The organism is Bradyrhizobium sp. 153 (genome assembly GCF_023073835.1).
Lineage (GTDB): Bacteria > Pseudomonadota > Alphaproteobacteria > Rhizobiales > Xanthobacteraceae > Bradyrhizobium.
This window is the reverse complement of the sequence record NZ_JADPKH010000060.1, coordinates 13,531-31,726: the sequence shown is the minus strand read 5'-3', so window position 1 is coordinate 31,726 and position 18,196 is coordinate 13,531. Positions and strand designations below refer to the sequence as shown.

Below are 18,196 nucleotides of genomic sequence, written 5' to 3'. Positions count from 1 at the left end.
GCAAACTCGTACGCAAGATGCAGGATCCAGCCGTCGGCGCGGCCATGGGGCAATTGACGGCCAGCAACCGGAACGACAGCTGGCTGACCCGATTGATCGACATGGAGTACTGGTTGGCTTGCAACGAGGAGCGCGCGGCGCAGACGCGCTTTGGTGCCGTCATGTGCTGCTGCGGGCCGTGTGCCATGTACCGCCGCTCCGCGCTGCTGTTGCTGCTGGACCAGTACGAGACGCAGTTCTTCCGGGGAAAGCCGAGCGACTTCGGTGAGGACCGCCATCTAACCATCCTCATGCTCAAGGCAGGGTTTCGAACCGAGTACGTTCCGGACGCCATCGCCGCCACGGTGGTCCCGGACAGGCTCTTGCCGTATCTGCGGCAACAGCTCCGCTGGGCGCGGAGCACTTACCGCGACACGCTGCTGGGTTTGCACCTGTTGCCCGCCCTGGACCGGTACCTTACGCTCGACGTGCTCGGACAGAACCTCGGGCCGCTGCTGCTCGCCATCTCATCGATTGCCGCGCTCGCTCAGCTCGCGCTCACCGGCACCGTGCCCTGGTGGACCGGTCTGACCATCGTCGCGATGACCATGATTCGATGCGGCGTGGCGGCCCTTCGTGCCGGCGAGCTTCGATTTATCGGCTTCTCGCTCCACACCCCGATCAACATCTTCCTCCTGCTCCCGATGAAAGCCTATGCGCTCTGTACCTTGAGCAACAGCGACTGGCTCTCGCGCAAAGTAGCGAAATCATCACACGTTGACGAATCGAAGGCCTCGATCGAAGACGCGACAACTGGACCAAGCCTTAACCCGGTATCGGAAACGCCTGGCTCAATTCGCGGGGCCGGTCTTTCGCGCGCTCCCTCGCAGCTGACCGCGTCTGATGGCATTGCGGCCGAGACTGACTGACAGCTTTATAGGGGCATTTAGTGGTGAGCGTGGACAAGACATATCAATCGTTGCAACGGGAGCTGACTAACGATGACCCGTGGCGGCTTGACGACAATCCGTTCGAACGTGAGCGTCACACCCAATTGCTACGGCTATCGCTGTCGAACGGCGCCGTCTCAACCGGGCTCGAGATCGGGTGCGCGGCCGGTGCATTCACAGAGAAGCTTGCTCCTCATTGCAAACGGCTCACGGTCATCGATGTTATGCCGCGAGCGATCGGTCGAGCGGTCCAGCGGACCAAGAGGTGGTCGCATATCAGCTGGGCGGCGAGCGATATTCTGCAGTTCTCGACCGAAGAGCTGTTCGATCTGATCGTGGTCGCCGAAGTTCTCTACTATCTCGAAGACATGACACGGATGCGTACAGCAATCGACAAAATAGTGAAGATGCTTGCTCCAGGTGGGCATCTGGTCTTCGGATCTGCACGTGATGCCACCTGCAGGCGATGGGGGCATGTCGCTGGCGCCGAGACAGTCATCACGATGTTGACTGAAGCGCTCATCGAGGTCGAACGCGTGCAGTGCCAGGGGCAGTCGGCTGACGAAGACTGCTTGTTGGTCCGCTTTCGCAATCCGGAGCGATCTTCGATCCGTCCTAACGGCCGAGCTTGAAAGGAGCCACTATGCGTATCTGCGGTATCAAGCTGACGCATGACGGGGCAGTCGCTCTGATCGAGCACGGCCGGGTGGTGTTTTGTGTCGAACAGGAGAAGCTGAACAACAATCCGCGTTATCAAACCATCGACAACCTGGATGCCGTTGTTAGCGCCTTGGCGGAGCACGGGCTGCATCCGAGCGATGTTGATCAGTTCGTTATTGATGGCTGGGATGGAGAGTTCGAGTCGCAGTTTGAAGTCCTTAGTGGGACGACGACCATCAAGCTCAAGGGCGCGCCGTATGTCGAACGGCTAGGCGATAGCCCCCTGACGTCCCGCGATGGCATCGGCCTCATGCTTGATGGGAAGCTATATCCCTATCAAAGCTATCCCCATGTCACCGGGCACGTAGCATCCGCATATTGCGCCAGCTCGTTTGCCAAATCCGCGCAATCTGCTTTCTGCTTGGTGTGGGACGGCTGCATGTTTCCACGCCTCTACTATGTCGAGCCCCATGGCATCCGGTTCATCGAGTGCCTGTTTCCGATGATAGGTCACGCCTATGCGACGGCAGGACATCACTTTGGACCTTACAGGCGGGCAGACCGCACCAGCTGGGATCTCGGTATTGCCGGCAAGCTGATGGCCTATATCGCGCTGGGATCGCCCGACGAGGACAGTATTAAGACGTTTCATGAACTTTATGAGGCGCACTTTGCCACGGATGCTGAGGGCGCTTGTCCTGAGCTTGGAGAGATCAACAGCTCACAAGCGCCGCTTGAAGCTCTGCACGACTTCTTCGATGCGTGCGCAATGCGATTGAAGGAAAAGCAAGCCGAAGACGTCCTTGCGTCATTTCACGTTTTTCTAGAGCGTCTGCTGGTTCGCACCATTGCTGATGTTGTGGAGCGGCATTCGGATCTTGCGGGGGCGCGTAACCTCTGCATAGCCGGCGGCTGTGGCCTGAATATTAAGTGGAATAGTGCATTTCGTGCGACCGGCCTATTCGATGTCGTGTGGGTGCCGCCCTTTCCGAACGACAGCGGCTCAGCCATTGGTGCTGCTTGCTCTGCGCTGGCGGCACAGCAAGGCTTTAGAGCTCTGGAATGGTCGGTCTACAGTGGACCGGCCGTGCGTCCCAGCGAAGTCCCGCCCGAATGGGAGGGCGCGCCCTGCACTATGGGCGAACTTGCGGCAATCCTCGCTTGCGACAAGCCAGTGGTCTTCCTTGCCGGGCGAGCCGAGCTCGGACCACGAGCCTTGGGTGGCAGAAGCATTCTCGCGGCTGCGAGCTGGGAAGGAATGAAAGATCATCTCAACGACATCAAACTTCGCGAGCATTTCAGGCCGGTAGCGCCGATATGCCTGGAGGATCGTGCGGCGGAGATTTTTAGCCCTGGAATACCCGATCCGTACATGCTGTTCGATCACCAGACGCGACCGGAATGGCGGGACAAAATTCCCGCCGTCGTACATCTCGACGGATCTGCTCGTCTACAGACCGTTTCCAGAACCTCTCAGCATAAAGTGGCCGAGCTTCTCGTCGAATACGAGAAGCTCACAGGCATTCCGCTGCTTTGCAATACCAGCGCCAATCTGCATGGACGCGGCTTTTTCCCGGATGCTGCCGCCGCGTGCCAGTGGGGACGCGTCGATCACGTATGGTGTGACGGGCTGCTTTGGACAAAAAAACGCGCAAGCGAGGAAGCGGCGCGAATAACGTCCGTCGCGATGGCGTAAGCAAATGTCAACCGCGGCAGTCGACCTTTTCCAGGTGAGCAAGTTCTACGACGACAGGGTCGTCGTGGACGCTCTTTCGTTTATGGTCTCGCCGGGAGAGTGCTTCGGTCTGCTGGGACCAAACGGCGCGGGTAAAAGCACGCTCGCGCGTTTGATCCTGGGTGTTGCATCGCCCGACGCAGGTAAGATATGCGTGCTCGGCGAGCCAGTGCCGGCACGGGCGCCCTTGGCGCGGCGGGGGATCGGGGTTGTCCCACAGTTCGATAACCTTGATCTTCAGCTCACGGTGCGCGAAAACTTGCTCGTTTTCGGGCGCTACTTCGCCATGAGCGCGGCTGAGGTGAAAGCGGTCACGCCGTCACTGCTCGAATTCGCGCGCCTGGAGAACAAGGCGGATGCCCGCGTCGCCGAACTGTCCGGCGGCATGAGGCGACGCCTGACGTTGGCACGGGCCCTCATTAACGACCCGCAGCTCTTGGTGCTTGATGAGCCGACGACCGGCCTTGATCCGCACGGCCGTCACCTGATCTGGGAACGCTTGCGCTCGCTATTAGCGCGCGGCAAAACGATCCTTCTCACCACCCACTTCATGGAAGAGGCGGAGCGATTGTGCGACCGCCTGTGCGTGCTTGAGCACGGCCGTAAGATCGCCGAAGGTCAGCCCCACGCGCTGATCGAGCAGCAGATCGGCTGCCAAGTGATCGAGATTTACGGCGGTAATCCGCATGAACTGCTGCCGTTGGTCAGACCCCAAGTGCAGCGCGCTGAGGTGAGCGGGGAGACGCTCTTCTGCTATGTCACGGATCCAGAGCAGGTGCGCCTCCGGCTTGCCAACCGCACGGATCTCCGCTTTCTGCAGCGTCCTCCAAATCTGGAGGATGTCTTCTTGCGGCTAACCGGGCGAGAGATAAAGGACTGAACGATGTGGCAACGTTTTGCGCCGGCGTTCCCTGCTAATCCATGGAACTGGATCGCGGTATGGCGCCGCAATTTTTTGGTTTGGCGGAAAGTCGCTCTGGCATCGATTCTTGGGAATCTGGCCGAGCCGATGAGCTCTCTGTTCGGTCTCGGGTTTGGCCTTGGAATGATCATAGGTGGTGTTGAGGGGACCTCATACATCTCGTTTCTGGCGGCTGGCATGGTCGCCACAAGCGCGATGGTCTCCGCAACCTTCGAAACGATCTATGCGGCTTACGCTCGCATGCAGACAAATTGCACGTGGGAGGCAGTGCTCTGTACGCCCCTTACGCTCGGCGACATTGTTCTCGGCGAAGTGGCGTGGGCAGCGAGCAAGGCCTTGCTCGCCGGGACCGCGATCACGATTGTCGCCGTCGCGCTGGGTTACGCAGAGTGGTCATCCATCCCCTATGCGTTACCAGCCATCGCCCTCACTGGCGTTACTTTCGCGAGCCTCGCAATGGTCGTTTCAGCACTTGCACCGAGCCACGACTATTTCATCTTCTACCAGTCGCTCATTCTCACGCCCATGATGTATTTGAGCGGGACGATCTTCCCAATGAGCCAGTTGCCCGGTTCATTTCAACGCATCGCGGCCTTATTGCCGCTGACTCATTCGGTCGATCTCATTCGTCCGGCAATGCTCGGTCGGCCGGTCGACAGCGTCGGATTGCATGTGGGCGCACTTTGCATCTACGCAGCATTTCCCTTCCTCGTCTCGGCCATGCTGCTTCGGCAGCGCCTGATGCGGTGAGAGGAACAAGACCTAAAGCGAAGCATCGCGCGTGCGAGATGAGATATCGGGCGTAACGAACTTCCTATCGCGTGCGACGCTTATCTGAGTCTTGTCACGCTAGCGATGCCTGATCGGCCCCGCGGCGACGTGCGGCCTACTCCCAAAGCAAGCGATACGAAATAGGCCGACAGGCCTCTCAGGATTAACGGAGAACAAGATGCTGTGTCTAGGATTGAGTGGCGGCCTCGACAGGGTCTATGAAAACCCCCTTGGACTACCGAACACGTTTCTGCACGACGGCGCCGCAGTACTTGTCAAGGACGGGCGCGTGCTCGCTGCCGTGGAAGAGGAGCGCCTCAACCGGATCAAACATTCAAACAAGCTCCCGAGCAGTGCGATTGAATACTGTCTTGCAGCCGCGGGTGTGGAGCTTCGCGACGTCGATCGTATTGCGTTCTACGCTACTGAAGCCTATTGCAATGCGATGCTCGAACGGTTGTTCATCTCACAACCGGAAATCTCAATTCCGCTAGATGCGAATCTGCTGTTACGGCATCTTCTAGCCACGGAGTTCGGTACCCAAGTTGATCCTTCGCGGGTGTCATTCGTAGGCCACCATCAGGCCCACGCCGTGAGCGCTCTGGCGATGTCGGGTTTTGAAGAAAGCCTGGTCCTCGCGATCGACGGTTGTGGCGACTTCCTGTCGGGTCTCTTGGCGGTCGGGTCGGGCACCGAAATGACCGAGCTTATGACCTTTCCAGAGAATAACTCTCTCGGACTGTTCTATCTGGAGACGATCCGATATCTCGGCTACGGCCTGTTCGACGAGTATAAGGTTATGGGGCTGGCTCCTTACGGAGATCCCGCACGCTATCGCGAGCTCTTTTCCCAATTCTATGAGCTCTCCGCAAACGGTGGCTACCGCGTTCACCTCGACCGTATCGGTCCGGCATTGCTGCGCAATATTGAGGTCCGGCGAAAGGGAATGCCGTTCACGCAACAGCATCGAGATGTGAGCGCATCGTTGCAGGAGGCGCTGGAGCGGATCGTGTTTCACATTCTTCGGCATTACCGTGAGTCGACTGGAATGAAACGGTTGTGCCTGGCTGGCGGGGTGGCTCACAACTGCACGCTGAACGGAAAACTCCTGTATTCAGGCCTGTTCGAAGACATCTTCGTGCAGCCGGCTGCGCATGACGCCGGATGCGCATTGGGCGCGGCACTGATGGTGTCGAACGAGGCCGGGCAGCCTGCGCCCCGCGAGCGACTACAGGCGGTTTATTGGGGGCCAGATGTCGGCAGCGACGACAGCATCGAACAGGAACTGAAGGGATGGGCTGCACACCTGGAGGTTGAACGGACCGCTGACGTCGCAACCAGAGCAGCCGAGTGGATGGCTGATGGCGCCGTGATCGGCTGGGTACAGGGCCGATCGGAGTTCGGCCCTCGCGCGCTCGGCAACCGCAGTATTCTTGCAGACCCGAGACCCGCGGCGAACAAGGACCGGATCAATGCGATGGTCAAGAAGCGCGAGAGTTATCGACCATTTGCGCCATCGGTTCTGGAGGAGGATGCGGGCGCGTTCTTTGAGTTGCCGGATGGTCGCGCAGAATATCCCTTCATGAATTTCGTCGTTCGCGTGCGCGAATCCAAGCGTGCTTTGCTAGGCGCTATCACGCATATCGATGGTACGGCTCGGCTGCAGACGGTTTCCCGCACGAACAATGCCGCCTATTGGGAACTCATCAATGCGTTCAAGAGCCGGACAGGCGTCCCGATTCTGCTTAATACGTCCTTCAACAACAATGCCGAACCGATCGTAGATTCCGTTGCCGATGCGATTACGGCGTTTTTATCGACCGAGCTGGATGGTCTTGTAGTCGGGTCATTCCTCGTCAAGAAGCGGGCAACAACGCTCGAAAGCTGGACTGCACTCGCCGTATCACTGCCGCCCCATGTATCTCTTTACCGGGTTCGCGCTCATGCGGGCCGAGAACGCCAGGAGACAGTCTGCGAGATCCGCATGGGTCACTCCAGCCAGGACAGCGTGCGCGTCTCGCATGACCTGTTCGACATGCTGATGCAAATTGAGAAGGAAGCTGTTCTTGCCGATCTTCTCGCCAGGGTCACCTCTGACATGACTAGGCGAGAAGCTCTCGTGAACGAACTGCGCGGGCTCTGGGATCTGCGCCGTATTCGGCTGCATCCGTCACAGACTGCGCGGTCGTAAAAGGTGGGCAATGCGGAAGAGGGCTCCTTGGACGCCTCTTGCATGACCTGCCAATCGCGGTGCCGTGGAGGAGGGCTTGCGGGTTGATCGCCTTGCGTCCAGGTGACCAGCCGTCCATTGGCGTGGATCGGAATCGCAAGAGTAGGTGCGCCACACAAAACTAATCTTACGCAACGAGAAGGGTTTGATAACTTGACGAAGGAACGCTTTGTTATTTCTCGGAGGCGTACCGGCTTTGGTGACTGCCTCTGGTCGCTGGCGTCAGCCTGGTCGTACGCGCAGCGGACCGGGCGGACGCTCGTCGTTGACTGGCGCGGTTCCTGCTACATCGACCAACCGTTCAGCAACGCCTTTCCGGTGTTCTTCGAGCCGCTTGAGGACATCGCTGGGGTACCGGTGATTTGCGATGACCGGGTCAACCAGATCTCGTTTCCCGGACCGTTCTTCCCGCGGTGGTGGAATAGGCCATCGATCGACTGCATCAATCGTCCGGATGAGCAGATCTTCAAAGAACGTGACGAACTGACCGAGCTGTTCCAGGCAAGAGAAGATAACGAAGCCAACACCATTGTCTGTGACGCCTGCCTGATGTGGCGTTGTGGCGAGGAAGCCGAACGACTGATCTTTCGGAACATCAAGCTCAGGTCTGAGATTCAAGCGCGGATCGACGCCTTGTATGAGGAACACTTTAACGGCCATAGCATCATTGGCGTTCATGTTCGGCACGGCAATGGCGAAGATATCATGGAGCATGCGCCGTACTGGGCCGATTCGGAGCTCGCCCTTCGTCAGGTCTGCATGGCAATCCGTAAAGCCAAGGCTTTGCCATATCCAAAGCCTGTAAAGGTCTTCCTGTGCACGGACAGTGCACAGGTGCTCGATCGATTATCGGATCTGTTTCCCGATGTCTTCGCCGTACCAAAACGTTTCCAGGCCGATCGGGCAGGGCCGTTGCATAGTGCGGAAATGGGAATTGAAGGTGGAGCTTCCGCTCTCATCGACATGTATCTTCTTGCGCGATGCGCTACAGTGATCCGCTTTCCCCCCACCAGCGCCTTCACGCGCTATGCCCGTCTGCTCGTGCCACGAATTATTGAATTCGACCAGAGCAAGCCGGAGCACTTGACCATGATCGATAACCCATACGAGCATTTCGCGGCTTCATGAAGCGCCAGAATGTGAGCCTGAGCAATGGCGGGCTAGATCATCGGTCTGATACTGCTGGCTTCGACACCATCGCGTTTCGCAACGTCTCGCAGGATCGGTGGATGGCGACTTCCGTCCCGCAAGCGACGGCTGACCGGCGCACCACCACGGATGCAGTGCGGTGGGAGGGCGAACACCTGCGAAGCGTAAGGCCAATGCCCGCGGGCAGCGGCGGCCTTGCCCCGCAATGCTTCGGGCCCTCCTGTGTAAGTCGAGTCGCGCGGAAAGGTTATGGTTCTGTCATCCACCGGCCAAATCCGCCACCGCTGGCCAGACGGTGAAAAGCACGGCAATGGCGGTTCGGGTCGCCGAGGAAATCTGACGTAACAGACAGTCACGTCAGAATGTCTCAGCAGCAAGGAGGCGCGTCCGGTAGATGGATCGCCTTTGCTGGGCAACCCTTTTGCGGTCAGCTCGTTTTCTGGACGACGGCCTTGTTCATGCGCCGCTCGCAGAGTCCTTTCGGACGGAGGTGTGATGAACCGCGGGGCGGCGGCCCATCCATATTGCTCAAGAGCCGCATGTGCGGCCGCGCGTACCATGGCCGAGAGCAACTTGGACGAACTGGCCATTAAATCCTGATCTCCGCCAAAGGCAGCTAACCTATCTCGTCCAGCCCGCATGACCCACAGACCACTCATGGAGGACGACGCAGTCGAGCTCGCGATGGAAACACCAGCCTCTCGGCTCGAAGCCTTAGCGCACGCAGTGGGCAGCATCCGGGAGCTCGACGACAGCCATTGCTGCGCTGCTGGTGTCGAAAAGCAAACAGGCCAGATGTTCGGAACCTGCCATTTGCGTCCTAAAAGCGCGCCACCTGTGCCCTGCATCGCTCTGGCCCGGATCCTGCACCAGGTGCACAGGCGAGGGGAGCGGACGGGAGTCGCGTGTGAATCTAGGTCTATCAGATGACAATGCGGTCGCAGCTCAATCGTCGGAAACGGACGCTCGCGGTCCAATTCACGCCGATGGAGGGGGCCGTCCGCTGCGTGAGCGGAAAACGCTGGTATTGACCGGGGCATCGCGCGGTATCGGTCGCGCCACCGGAAGATTGTTTTCGGAAGCCGGTTGGCGCATCATTTCTTGCGCGCGCCAACCATTCGAGGCGGTGCGCTGCCCATGGGGCTCAGAGGGGGATAGCTATATCGAAGTCGACCTGAGCGATCATCGGACGCTACCGCGCGTGATTGCCCAGATAAAGGAGCGCCTTGCCGGCGCACCGCTGCAGGGACTGATAAACAATGCCGGAAACTCACCAAAAACGCCAAACGGTGCCCGGCTGACGTCGCTGGCGACCTCAGTCGATACCTGGATGCGCGTGTTCCACCTCAATCTGGTGGCGCCGATCCTGCTCGCTCAGGGTCTGTTCCATGAGCTAAAAGCGGCTTCAGGCTCGATCGTCAATGTGACTTCGATCGCCGGAGCGCGGGTGCATCCATTTGCAGGAACGGCATATGCCACGTCGAAAGCTGCGCTCGCTTGTCTCACGCGCGAAATGGCGCACGATTACGCCTCACATGGCATTCGCGTCAATGCGATCGCGCCCGGCGAAATCAAGACGGACATTTTGTCGCCTGACACGGAAGCGTATCTTGTGCCAAAGATCCCACTACGCCGGGTGGGTACACCCGAAGAGGTCGCCAAGGTCATTTTCTTCCTATGTTCAGATGCGGCGAGTTATGTCACTGGCGCCGAAGTGCCGATCAATGGCGGGCAACACTTGTGAGTGAATTCGTCCCTGAACCCGGCTAACTGAGTTTCATCGGTGGAAGCCATGTTGGCCGGGGCGAATCCGCGCAGCGAGTAGCAAAGAATAAAGCGGCAAATCTAGCACTGTAAGTGCTGCCGGCGTGCCATGAAGAGGCGTCATCTCTCGCCCCGCCCTGAGAACCGGATGTCAGATCGAGGCAGGCATGCAACACGAGTCCAACAAGTCCGATCGAGGTGATGGGGAGGATCAAGAAAGGAACGGAGAAGTCATTATGCTGGACAGCGTTTCCCTGCGCGAAAGACCAAACTCAACCTCCGACGCGGGCCCTTCTGCTTCTGCGGGCCCTTCCGCTTCTATTCTGCCGTCGCAAGAGAAATCGCTAAGCACGATCTTTGAAATAGCGCACACGCTCACCGGCCTATGCCGGCTCGAAGCCAAGCTGGCGAGCGTCATCGAGCGTCTGCCATCGCTCGTGCAGATGCGGCGCGGCATCGTATGTCTGTTCGAACATGACGGGGTGCCCCAGATCATCGTAGACGACGGGCGCGACGCGCGTTGCGGGGGGCGCTTGCCGCAAGGAGCAATTGATCAAATTGTGGCGACGGGCCGGCCGCTCATCGTCGAGAACGTAGCGCTGCAGCCGATCTTCAGTTCTTCGGACGTCGAGATGCTAGACGCCGCCGGTAATACGTGTGTTGCGTTCATCGGCGTTCCCATAGAAATTGACGAGAAAGTTGTGGGTACGCTGAGCATCGACCGCATCGCAGACAACGGGACGCATGCGCAGCTCGAGGACGACCTCCGCCTGCTGACCATGGTCGCAAGCCTTGTGGGCCAGACGGCGAAGCTGCATTGCATCTTTGTGCGCGACCGCGGGCGGCTTATGGACGAGGAGTTCCGGCTGCAGAAGCAGCTGTCGTCCGAGCTCAAGCCTCATGAGCGGGAGCGTAAGAAGGTCCAAGTCGAGGGAATTATCGGCGACAGTCCGGCGCTGCGCGCGATGCTTGAGAAGATCGAGCTGATCGCAAAATCGAACAGCACCGTTCTGTTGCGTGGCGAATCGGGTACCGGCAAAGAGCTGGTCGCGAAGGCTATTCACGAGCGTTCAGCGCGCGCCAAACGCCCCTTTATCAAGCTGAATTGCGCAGCCCTCACCGAGACAGTGCTGGAATCCGAATTGTTCGGTCACGAGAAGGGGGCGTTTACGGGCGCATTCAACGCGCGCAAGGGGCGCTTCGAACTCGCCGACAAGGGAACGTTGTTTCTGGATGAGATTGGCGAGATCTCGGCCTCGTTCCAGGCGAAACTCCTGCGCGTGCTTCAGGAGCAGGAGTTCGAGCGGGTGGGCGGCAATCAGACGATCAAAGTCGACGTCCGCGTGATTGCAGCCACGAATAAGAATCTTGAAGAGGCGGTGGCAAGGAAGGAGTTTCGTGCCGATCTCTATTATCGCATTAGCGTGGTTCCTCTGCTACTGCCGCCGCTGCGCGATAGACGCACTGATATTCCGCTTCTCGCCACTCGATTCTTGAAGAACTTCAACAATGAGAACGGCCGTGCTCTGGTCTTCGATTCAAGTGCGGTTGACGTTCTTATGAATTGCGGATTTCCCGGTAATGTCCGCGAGCTGGAGAACTGTGTGCAGCGGACCGCGACCCTGGCGCACGGATCATCGATCGGAAGAGACGATTTTGCCTGCTGGCACGGGCAATGCCTGTCGGCCACGCTATGGAAGTGCGGGCCGGAGCAAGTGGCGCGACAGCCGAGCCCGATAATCTCACTTCCCACAAGGCTGAGCATGCCGCCGACACATCCTGTGGCACACGATCAGCCGGTCGGTAGCGAACTGACGCCGCTAGAGCCACCCGGCCGACCTAGCATAGGTGCCGCCAAGGTCACAGATCGCGAGCGCGTAGTCGCGGCGATGGAAAGGTCCGGGTGGGTACAGGCCAAGGCGGCGCGCTTGCTTGGACTGACGCCGCGCCAGATTGGCTATGCCTTGAGAAGGCACGGTATCGAGATCAAGCGCTTCTGAATAAAGAGTCGGCTCGCGCGTCTCTCGCTCGCCCGGGCGCGGTAGGAGAGCGTGCAAGAGGCGGTACTCTAGTCCATGAAGCGGATACGAAGCCGATGTGCTCTGCTTGGGGGTGGCCATGCCGGGAAGTGTAAGCCCTCTTCGCGTCAGCCGGTGCTGGTCATCGTCCGCTTGCAATGTATTCGCCCTATGAGAAATGATTAGGTGTCGAACTAGCGCAAGATCGCGGCCGCGCCGTTTATGGCGCAGCTCAGATCAGAGAGATCACGTCCGCTTTACGCAGCCCGTCGCAGTTCCGACAACGGTCTCGCCGTCAGTCGCCAGTTATTGCATTCGTCGCTCATAGGCGAAAAGCCTGGAGTGGTATGACAGTTGCTATTCGTGGGGAGCCTGCTCAACATCTTAGGAGAAGCATATGCACAGCATCGTCTGCATCAAACAGGTCCCCGACTCCGCACAAATCCGCGTGCATCCTGTCACGAATACGATCATGCGTCAGGGCGTTCCGACAATCATCAACCCATATGATCTGTTCGCACTGGAAGCTGCGCTCGAGCTACGAGACAAGTTCGGCGGCGAAATCACTGTTCTCACAATGGGCCCGCCGTCGGCTGAAGAATCTCTCCGAAAGGCGCTGACATTTGGTGCCGATCGTGCTGTCCTGCTCACTGATCGTAGTTTCGCGGGCTCCGATACGCTGGCGACGAGTTACGCGCTGGCGTGCGCGATTCGCAACATCGGGAAGGAATATGGCCCACCAGACGTCATATTCACTGGCAAGCAGACTATCGACGGCGATACGGCGCAGGTGGGACCTGGCATTGCGAAGAGGCTCGGGGTCCAGCAGCTTACTTATGTTTCCACAATCAAAGCGTTGGACTTCAAAGCACGCACGATCGATGCGGAACGGCGCTGCGAAGGAGGAGTCCAGGTGCTGCGTTCCAAGCTTCCTTGTCTCATCAGCATGTTAGAGGCAAGCAATCAAATTCGCCGCGGTGCAATGATCGATGCCTTGCGTGCGGCCCGTGCCTCAATCGTAAAATGGAGCGCTCAAACTGCCGGCGTGGATGACATGGCCAAATGCGGTCTGAGGGGGTCGCCGACCGTCGTCAAGCGTGTCTTCGCGCCCTCCGTACGAGCGGAGAAGGCGACGTGGGTGGAAGCGGCCGAGCAGCCGGCGCAAGCGTTGATCGACGCCATGTTCAAGCGCAACCCTACGCTCGAGACGGAGCTCGCACAGCTTGCGCGCGGTACCTCATCCGCGCAAACTAGCGGTGCGTGAAGTCGCGGCTGATCGAGCGGAGCCAGCGCTGGCCTGGGTCGTGGTCATGCATTGGCCCGTCGCTCGGTGCACCAGGCACGATTCAAGCTTTTCGAGCGCTCGCTAAGGTTTGGCGAGCTGCGATACACCAGTCCACTGGGGAATTCATGCAACCTCAAGACGTGCGCGTTAAGTTTGCCTGGCAGCGCACGTGAAGCTCGCGCGAGGGATGTATTTCCCTCGCGCGAGCTCTGCCGTGTTTCACGTAACCGCAAAGTGCGAGCATTATCATCGCGCCGCCGACCACAGAACGAATCGAGCGTGGCGATAGTGCTCAGCCATTCCCGGTCAACATCAGCCACGGCTCGTCCCGATACTGCTCGACTCGCATAGGAAGAACCGTGACCCGCAGAGTGGCACGTGGACCACCGCGAGATCACCGCAAGGACCGCCGCGCACCCCGTTCAGTTCAGTCTTGGACGTGAAGGTCCCCGCGTGGGCGCGCTGCTAATGCGTGGTAAATTGCGCGCTTACGGCCCGGTTAGACCGCTCGGGTCGCGACAGCTTCGCAACTCTCTTGGTGTTTCCTGGATAAATCGTGAGCGCGGCGATAATGCCGAGCAAAGCTGCAAACATCAACCAGAAACCCGGCGAAGCCTTGTCGTCGGTCCGATCGATCAGCCAAGTCGATGCGAGCGGCGTAAAGGTGCCAAAGAGAGCTGCGGCGAGTGCGAAGGCCAAAGAAAAGCAGGTTGTGCGAACGTGCTTCGGCACGATTTCGACCAAAGCGCCCAACATGGCGCCGCTGTAGGTGCCAAAGTAGAACGAGAACATCATTTCCACTACCAGCATCTTGCCAAAGCTTGGGTCGGTCACAAGCCAAGACAACGCCGGATATACAGTCACCAAGGCAAGGCCGGCAATGGTCAGCAAGACCGGCTTCCGACCGATTCTGTCAGAAATCGCGCCGCCAATTGGGTTCCAGATGAAGTTCGTCACGGCGACCAAAAGCGTCACCAAGAGCGTGTTCTGCGAGGACAGCTGCAATACGTGCTTGCCGAAGGTAGGCGTGTACACTGTGACGAAATAGAAGGTCGTGGTCGTCAGCATCGCGATCATCATGCCGAGAATGACAATGCGCCAGTTTGCAACTGTGGAGGTAAAGACCTCGCGGGCCGTTGGGTGGGTCTTCATGACCAGAAACTCCGGAGTTTCCTCCAGCGTCCGGCGCAGGAAGAAGATAAGCGGAACGATCAAGCAGCCAAGGAAGAATGGGATCCGCCAGCCCCAGGCCGCAACCATTTCGGCCGGAAGTGCTTCGCTCAAAAAATACCCGATAAGAGCCGCGACAAAGATCGCAACCTGCTGGCTCGAGGACTGAAACGATGTGTAAAAGCCGCGGTTGCCCGGAGTGGCAATCTCGGAGAGGTAGACGGAAACGCCGCCAACCTCAACGCCGGCAGAAAAGCCCTGCAACAGCCGTCCGAACAGCACGATCGCGGGTGCGGCAATGCCGATTGTTGCATAGCCGGGACAAAAGGCGATGATGACGGTGCCAACAGCCATGATCGAAAGCGTGATGATCAGGCCTTGCCGACGGCCAATCTGGTCAATATAGGCTCCAAGCACAATTGCGCCAACCGGTCGCATCAAGGCCCCCAACCAGAACACACCGAAGGTGTTAAGCAGTGAAGCGGTTTCGCTTCCTGATGGAAAGAACGCGTTTCCGATGGCACTGGCGTAGAACCCGAACAAGAAGAAGTCGAACTGCTCGAGGAAGTTGCCGCTCGTCGCACGTAAGATGGCGCCAATGCGCGATTTGGCATTTGACGCATGCGCGATGGACGCTGGTGACATGGCGAGTTTCCTCTCGGTTTGAAATGGCCGGTTCCGGAGAAAATCTCACGCCAGCCGAGTGCAGTTTCATGGCCGCGAATCTGCCATCAGGGCACTATCGACCAACCCGTAAGCGCCTGACGTTTCCGGCATATTTTCGGCAATTGCCGCAAACTCGCACAGTTTTTCGGGCGTTATTCCGCTCGCACGGCAGGAGTGACTCTCAAGCTACTGAAACCTCGGGCAATTCTCGGTGACAAGATTGTTGTCTGTGGCCTGGCCGAATTCGCTCGTTGGGCGCACCGACATGCAATGAAAAGGAAGGACGAGATGCATGGCATACGAGCAGCAGGGAAGAGCTCCGTGAGATGTCGTGCTAGAACAGCTCGCGAGCCTGCGATTGGGGCCGAGGTGCGTTAGCATCTCACCCGATGTCCAGCGATTTGGCCTCGAGTTGCTCAAGCTAACCTGAGGTTTGACGGAAAACGTTTGGTGAGCGTGCTGGCGATCGAGCCCGTCCGATAGCGCCGATCGCCATGCTCGGCAAGTGCCACGTTGTCCTTCGAAGCGAGGCGCGCCTCATACTTCGAGGGCCGCTGCGGTCCTAAATGCGGTCCAAAACCCGCGCTGAGGGGGAGAAACATAGCGGGCCACCTCAGCGATAACGGGCATTCGTTTGGATCAATCGATCAGGTTCATGTGGCTTCCACGCCGTATGAAAAACCTGGATGTTTGTCACGAATTATGCCAGGTCCAAGCAATCGGAATGCCGTGATAAGCCTTTCGCGACACCTTGCTTGCCGGAGGCAACGCCACGCCGGCCTCGTAACCTGATTGGCCGTAGATTTGCACATGAGTCTCAGCCTCCGTAAGCAAGGGCTATGAACCGGCACAAACCATGCGGTGGCATCGGGCCAGGAGCCGGGCGGCACATCGTAATTCGATCTGACCGAGGCTTGTGCGCATTCGGAATCTGACCACGACAATTCCAGGTCGCATCACCTTGCCTTATTCGACGGTTACCGATTTCGCGAGATTTCGGGGTTGGTCGACGTCCGTGCCCATCAGGATGGCCGTGTGGTAGGCCAGAAGCTGCACCGGAATCGCATAGACAATCGACGTAAACGTCGTACCCATCTCCGGCAGCACAATCGTCGCGAGTGAATCCATGGATACCTCTGCGGCTCCCCGAGCGTCCGTTATCAAGATAATCTTGCCGCCGCGTGCGGCGACCTCCTGCATGTTCGAGATGGTCTTTTCGAACACCCGGTCGCAGGGAGCAATGACGATTACGGGAACGCTCTCGTCGATCAAGGCGATCGGCCCGTGCTTGAGCTCTCCGGCCGCATAGCCCTCGGCGTGGATATAGGAGATCTCCTTTAGTTTCAGTGCCCCCTCCAGCGCCAGTGGAAACGACGTGCCGCGACCAAGATATAGCACGTCACGCGATTTGGCGATGTCGCGTGCGAGCTTCTCGATCTGCGGCTCGCTGGCAAGCGCCGCTGTAACGAGCCGCGGAATTGCGATCAGCGCTCGCACGAGATCGACCTCGTCGCTCTCCGGCAATTCACCGCGCGCCTTGCCAGCAGCGACCGCAAGCGCCGCCAGGACGACGAGCTGGCATGTGAACGCCTTGGTCGAGGCAACGCCGATTTCAGGTCCGGCGAGTGTCTGCAACACTGTCCCGCTTTCGCGCGCAATGGTCGAACTCAGTACGTTCACGATCGAGAGGGTATGCAGGCCTTGCGATTTGGCATAGCGGAGCGCGGCCAGCGTATCGGCCGTCTCGCCGGACTGCGAGATGAAGATAGCAAGATCTCCCTTGCGCATCGGCGCCTCACGATAGCGAAATTCGGAGGCGACATCGAGCTCGACCGGAATACGAGCCAGCCGCTCGAACCAGTATTTGCCGATATGGCCGGCGTAGCCTGCCGTGCCGCAAGCCGTGATCGAGATGTGTCCGATCTCGTTGAAGTCGAACGGAAGCTCCTGCGGCAGTGCTACGCTTTCGGTGGCGATATCGACGTAATGCGCCAGCGTCTGCCCGATCACCCCTGGCTGTTCGTGGATTTCCTTCGCCATGAAGTGGCGGTAGTTTGCTTTGTCGACGACAACCGACGACGCGCCAGATTTCACCATCTGCCGGCGGACAACTGTGCCTTGTGCGTCGTAGACCACGCTGAAGTTGCGGTTGAGCACAGCCCAATCGCCGTCCTCAAGGTAGGTGATCGAGCCGGTAAGGGGCGCGAGCGCGATAGCATCCGATCCGAGATACATTTCGCCTTCGCCATGCCCGATCGCGAGTGGTGAGCCCTTGCGCGCACCGATCATGAGGTCGTGTTGACCCTTGAACAGGATTGCAAGCGCAAACGCGCCGACTAGCCGCGGCAGGGACGCTTTTACTGCCTCCTGCGGCGAGCAGCCATCTTTCAGATAAAAGTCGATGAGATGCGTCACCACCTCGGTGTCTGTTTCAGAGGCGAAACAGGCGCCATGCTGTTTTAGCTCCGCTCGCAGCTCGCGGAAATTCTCGATTATGCCGTTATGGACGACTGCAACATTGTCCGTTGCATGCGGATGAGCATTGTGCTCCGTCGGCTTGCCATGAGTAGCCCAGCGCGTGTGCCCAATCCCGACATGGCCTGAGAGCGGATGGCACCGAACGCGTGTCTCAAGGTTCCTCAGCTTACCCTCGGCGCGTCGAAGCTCGATTTGGTTTCCTTTGAGCGTTCCGATGCCCGCTGAGTCGTAGCCGCGATATTCCAGTCGCTTCAGTGAATCGATGAGGCGATCCGCGACCGGACCGCGCCCCAAGATGCCGACAATTCCGCACATGCTAATCAGTTTACCTCAAGTTCAAAACAGAGCGTCCCGCAAGGCGCGCCTGACCAATTCGCTCGCTATAGTTATCGGCCAATCTAGCCGTGCCTGCCCTCCAT

12 protein-coding genes are annotated in these 18,196 nt (G+C 58.8%); 10 read left to right on the top strand and 2 right to left on the bottom strand.

The genetic code is table 11. The features are described 5' to 3' along the window. The 10 genes from IVA91_RS14895 to IVA91_RS14850 all read left to right on the top strand — a co-directional run. A partial coding sequence (locus tag IVA91_RS14895; RefSeq protein WP_247458877.1) for a glycosyltransferase family 2 protein occupies positions 1-908 on the top strand: 908 nt, incomplete at its 5' end. 23 nt (positions 909-931) lie between these two features. Beyond that, positions 932-1,561 (top strand): nodulation methyltransferase NodS, encoded by a 630-nt coding sequence (gene nodS / locus IVA91_RS14890; RefSeq protein WP_247448605.1) that lies wholly within the window; start codon positions 932-934, stop codon positions 1,559-1,561. Between the two features lie 11 nt (positions 1,562-1,572). After that, positions 1,573-3,285, top strand: coding sequence for a nodulation protein NodU (gene nodU / locus IVA91_RS14885; protein WP_247414813.1), 1,713 nt, complete (start codon positions 1,573-1,575; stop codon positions 3,283-3,285). Between the two features lie 4 nt (positions 3,286-3,289). Next, a complete protein-coding gene (gene nodI, locus IVA91_RS14880; RefSeq protein ID WP_247281314.1) occupies positions 3,290-4,204 on the top strand; it encodes a nodulation factor ABC transporter ATP-binding protein NodI in 915 nt (304 codons plus the stop codon). A 3-nt stretch (positions 4,205-4,207) separates the two neighbouring features. After that, positions 4,208-4,996: an ABC transporter permease gene (locus IVA91_RS14875; protein ID WP_247458876.1), complete on the top strand. Its 789-nt coding sequence runs from the start codon at positions 4,208-4,210 to the stop codon at positions 4,994-4,996. 199 nt (positions 4,997-5,195) lie between these two features. Then, entirely contained in the window at positions 5,196-7,208 is a 2,013-nt protein-coding gene (locus IVA91_RS14870; RefSeq protein WP_247458875.1) for a carbamoyltransferase, read from the top strand. A gap of 192 nt (positions 7,209-7,400) precedes the next feature. Further along, entirely contained in the window at positions 7,401-8,375 is a 975-nt protein-coding gene (locus IVA91_RS14865; RefSeq protein WP_247414818.1) for a nodulation protein NodZ, read from the top strand. Between the two features lie 997 nt (positions 8,376-9,372). Then, a complete protein-coding gene (locus IVA91_RS14860) occupies positions 9,373-10,140 on the top strand; it encodes an SDR family oxidoreductase (protein ID WP_247458879.1) in 768 nt (255 codons plus the stop codon). A 187-nt stretch (positions 10,141-10,327) separates the two neighbouring features. Next, a complete protein-coding gene (gene nifA / locus IVA91_RS14855) occupies positions 10,328-12,160 on the top strand; it encodes a nif-specific transcriptional activator NifA (protein ID WP_247458874.1) in 1,833 nt (610 codons plus the stop codon). Between the two features lie 415 nt (positions 12,161-12,575). Further along, a complete protein-coding gene (locus IVA91_RS14850) occupies positions 12,576-13,442 on the top strand; it encodes an electron transfer flavoprotein subunit beta/FixA family protein (protein WP_247414823.1) in 867 nt (288 codons plus the stop codon). 486 nt (positions 13,443-13,928) lie between these two features. Here the strand turns inward: IVA91_RS14850 and IVA91_RS14845 are convergent, their stop codons facing one another. Next, a complete protein-coding gene (locus IVA91_RS14845; RefSeq protein ID WP_247458873.1) occupies positions 13,929-15,278 on the bottom strand; it encodes an MFS transporter in 1,350 nt (449 codons plus the stop codon). 987 nt (positions 15,279-16,265) lie between these two features. Next, positions 16,266-18,092, bottom strand: coding sequence for a glutamine--fructose-6-phosphate transaminase (isomerizing) (glmS, locus tag IVA91_RS14840; protein WP_247458872.1), 1,827 nt, complete (start codon positions 18,090-18,092; stop codon positions 16,266-16,268). Between the last annotated feature and the right edge of the window lie 104 nt (positions 18,093-18,196).

Coding starts and splice junctions, on each gene's coding strand:
- nodU (WP_247414813.1), top strand. CDS start 1,573: ATGCGTATCTGCGGTATCAAGCTGACGCATGACGGGGCAGTCGCTCTG.
- nodI (WP_247281314.1), top strand. CDS start 3,290: ATGTCAACCGCGGCAGTCGACCTTTTCCAGGTGAGCAAGTTCTACGAC.
- IVA91_RS14875 (WP_247458876.1), top strand. CDS start 4,208: ATGTGGCAACGTTTTGCGCCGGCGTTCCCTGCTAATCCATGGAACTGG.
- IVA91_RS14870 (WP_247458875.1), top strand. CDS start 5,196: ATGCTGTGTCTAGGATTGAGTGGCGGCCTCGACAGGGTCTATGAAAAC.
- nifA (WP_247458874.1), top strand. CDS start 10,328: ATGCAACACGAGTCCAACAAGTCCGATCGAGGTGATGGGGAGGATCAA.
- IVA91_RS14850 (WP_247414823.1), top strand. CDS start 12,576: ATGCACAGCATCGTCTGCATCAAACAGGTCCCCGACTCCGCACAAATC.
- IVA91_RS14845 (WP_247458873.1), bottom strand. CDS start 15,278: ATGTCACCAGCGTCCATCGCGCATGCGTCAAATGCCAAATCGCGCATT.
- glmS (WP_247458872.1), bottom strand. CDS start 18,092: ATGTGCGGAATTGTCGGCATCTTGGGGCGCGGTCCGGTCGCGGATCGC.